Consider the following 3,132-nt stretch of genomic DNA (forward strand, 5'->3'; position numbering starts at 1 on the left):
ACCGGTGACGCGCGGCGCCGGAGACGCGGACGAACCTCACGGGCGTGCTGTGGTGCGGAGCGGGCGCGGTGAGCGCGTCGGCCACCGCGTCGGCGAGCACCTCCGCGGGGACGGGCTCGTCGGTGAACCGTCGGACCGAGCGACGGCCGGGCACGGCCTCGCGCCGGCCCTGCGCCAACGCTTCCGCGGTGCCCAGCCTGAACAGGTCCGACCCGCTGTCCCGGATGAGGTCGCGGGCCCGTCTCGGGGTATCGGTCCCGTCGTCGTCATCCACCAGCAGGTGCCCCACCCCCCGCACCACCGCGACGGGACGGGCGCCCAGCTTCCCCTTGACCAGGTCCGCCGCTGCGGCGATCTCGTCGGCGACGGCGACGTCGGTGACGAACAGTTCGTTGCCCTGGCGGTCCACTGCTCCGTCGTAACCGACGGAGACGCGCAGGCCGGCGGCTCCGATCGCCACGTCGGTCTGACCGGTCCGCCAGGCGCGGCCCATGGTGTCGGTCACGACCACTCCCACGCGCACTCCGGTCAGTCGGTGGAGGTCCCGGGCGAGGGCGGCGGCGGAGCCGTCGGGGTCCTCTGGGAGCAGGGCGAGCTCGCGGGACTCCACGTTGGAGCCGTCGACCCCGGCGGCGGCCTGGACGATGCCCAGTCGGTTCTCGGTGATCAGGGTCCGGTTGACCCGTGCCACCACCCGCACCGACTCCTCGTCGACGAGGCGGCGGCGCAGGGCGTCCCGTTCGTCGGGGTCGGTGGGGGCGGGCACGATGCGCCCCTCCGTCTTGGACAGCACCTTGGAGGTGAGCACCACGACGTCGCCGTCGGTCAGACCGTTCGGGTGACCGGTGAGCGCTCCGGCGAGGATCCGGGCGAGGTCGTCGCCCGGTCGGAACTCCGGTAGTCCGTCCGGCGCCCACAGTCGGATGTCGGACGGGGCGGCGTGCTCGCCCGCCCACCGCCGGATCTCGGGGACGGCGTCGTCGGTCATCGCCCCGACCGCACGGGGACCTCGAGCCCGGCCAGGTCGATGGCGGTGGCCACCATCTGAGCGGTGGCGTCCGGGTCGGTCATGAGCAGCGGCGCCTCGCGGACGGCGATACCGTCCACCTCGCCGTCCCCGGCACCGCCGGCCGGTCCGTCGCCGGGGGCCACCAGCCACCCGTCGAGCAACCCCGTACCGGACCTGGCCCCGAAGTGGCGGGCCACGGCGAGGGCGGAGGTCTCGACCCCGATCGCGGTGAGGCACGCATCGGCCATCCCGCGCAGCACCGCGCCGCCGATCACGGGGCTGACCCCCACCACCGGCGCGGAGGTGGACCGCAGCGCGGCCCGGATCCCGGGGACGGCGAGAATCGCGCCGACGGAGACCACGGGGTTGGAGGGGGCGACGACGACGAGGTCGGCTTCCGCGATGGCCTCGAGGGTCTCCGGGGTGGGCCGGGCCGCCTCGGCGCCGATCTGCACGAACGCCGAGGCCGGCAGCTGCGCCCGGTGGCGGACCCACCACTCCTGGAAGTGGATCGCCCGCTCGCCGGAACCCTGCTCGTCGTCGGGGCCGCCGGGGACCACGACGTGAGTCTCACAGCGGTCGTCGGTCACCGGCAGCAGACGGACGCCGGGCGACCAGCGGGTGCACAACGCCTCGGTGATGTCGGTCAACCGATACCCGGCCCCCAGCATCTGCGTACGGACCAGGTGCGTGGCCAGGTCCTTGTCCCCGAGACCGAACCAGTCGGGCTGGACGCCGTAGGCGGCGAGTTCATCGCGGCAGTTCCACGTCTCGCCCGCGTGACCCCACCCGCGATCGGGATCGATGCCCCCGCCGAGGGTGTACATGCAGGTGTCGAGGTCGGGGCATATCCGGACACCGTGCATCCACGCGTCGTCCCCGACGTTGACCACCGCGTCGAGGCGGTGTGTGGGGGCGGTGTGGTGGGGATCGGCCTCCCGTCCCGGCGTGCCCCGACCTGCCGGGGCAGGGTCCAGTCCGAGAAGGCGACGTGCGCCGAGCAGGAAACGGGCGCCACCGACGCCACCGGCCACTACACAGATCCTCACGTCGACCAAGCGTAGTGACGGGGTCGCGGCGCGGGCAGGGCGGCCGGGCGTTCCGGGCGACCACCCCGATCCGAGGGTGTTCCACGCCACACCAGATCCGGCGTGTCACTGCCGCGCGCGGCGCACGGAAATGCTAGGTATCCCCGAATTCGCTTGACCTGGACGACTCGCATGTGTGTAATCACAGGTGTGTCATTCGTATCTGAGCGGCACGCGGGGCCGGGCAGACGCACGAGCGACGAGCAACGTAACACGAGGGGATGACCGTGGATCGACAGTCACGCACCGCAGCGGGACCCGAACTGGCCCTGGTCGACCTCGGCACCGGCGCGCTCTTCGCGGAGGACGAGGAGGAGAGCTGGCAGGAGCGGGCACTGTGTTCGCAGACCGATCCTGAAGCCTTCTTCCCGGAGAAGGGCGGCTCGACCCGCGAGGCCAAGAAGATCTGCACGGGATGCGAGGTCAAGGCAGAGTGCCTGGAGTACGCCCTGGCCAACGACGAGCGATTCGGCATCTGGGGTGGACTGTCGGAGCGCGAACGTCGTCGGATCAAGCGTGACGCCGTGATGTGAGGGTGACAGTGATGTGATCCTGCCCGGGCGGGTCACTCCCCGCCGGGGCCGGCCTCCACGTCGTCGGGGGAGATCTCCAGATGCTGTGAGACCAGTTCCACCAGCACGGAGTAGATGAGGTCGCGGAGGTCGTCCCCACCCGGCGCGCGGCGGGTGAGCGGTCTGCGGAACAGGACCAACCGGGCCCGCGTGGGCTGGCCGGCTCGGTCGACGCCCGCCGGGACCAGGCGGGCGAGCGGGACCAGGCCGTCCGCCACCACTTCTTCGGGCCACGTCTCGCCCGGCTTCAACCGCATCCGCGGCACCATGTCCACGGCGAGGTCCAGGTGCACCAGTCGGGAATGCCAGTGCTGGTCGATCTCGGCGAACGCCTCGAGCGCAGCGGCGTCGAACTCGGCGGCACGGCTGCGCCACCGGGGGACCTCCGGGGGCAGGATCGGGCCGCGCGGCCCGTGCCCCCGTCGCGCGGCACGCCGGGAGGTCACCACTCGCGGGCCACGGC

Annotated in this window: 4 protein-coding genes; 1 reads left to right on the forward strand and 3 read right to left on the reverse strand. The window is 72.6% G+C overall.

The window, feature by feature from the left end; genetic code table 11:
* Together IY392_RS18000 and cofD are read right to left on the reverse strand one after the other, a co-directional pair.
* Nucleotides 1–988, reverse strand: a 988-nt coding sequence (locus IY392_RS18000) for a coenzyme F420-0:L-glutamate ligase (RefSeq protein ID WP_228549606.1), incomplete at its 3' end; no start/stop codon positions are given.
* The gene (gene cofD, locus IY392_RS18005; protein ID WP_194861972.1) at nt 985–2,058 is read right to left on the reverse strand and encodes a 2-phospho-L-lactate transferase; all 1,074 of its coding nucleotides are present in this window, start codon (nt 2,056–2,058) and stop codon (nt 985–987) included. The genes cofD and IY392_RS18000, both read right to left, overlap by 4 nt.
* 260 nt (nt 2,059–2,318) lie before the next feature.
* Between cofD and IY392_RS18010 the strand changes: the two genes are divergently transcribed.
* Entirely contained in the window at nt 2,319–2,630 is a 312-nt protein-coding gene (locus IY392_RS18010; RefSeq protein WP_107755930.1) for a WhiB family transcriptional regulator, read from the forward strand.
* A 32-nt stretch (nt 2,631–2,662) separates the two neighbouring features.
* Here the strand turns inward: IY392_RS18010 and IY392_RS18015 are convergent, their stop codons facing one another.
* Complete coding sequence (locus IY392_RS18015) at nt 2,663–3,115, reverse strand: metallopeptidase family protein (RefSeq protein ID WP_194861973.1); 453 nt, start codon at nt 3,113–3,115, stop codon at nt 2,663–2,665.
* Nucleotides 3,116–3,132 lie beyond the last annotated feature (17 nt).

Origin of the sequence: Dietzia sp. SYD-A1 (assembly GCF_015356725.1) — a bacterium.
Lineage (GTDB): Bacteria > Actinomycetota > Actinomycetes > Mycobacteriales > Mycobacteriaceae > Dietzia.

Coding starts and splice junctions, on each gene's coding strand:
- IY392_RS18010 (WP_107755930.1), top strand. CDS start 2,319: ATGACCGTGGATCGACAGTCACGCACCGCAGCGGGACCCGAACTGGCC.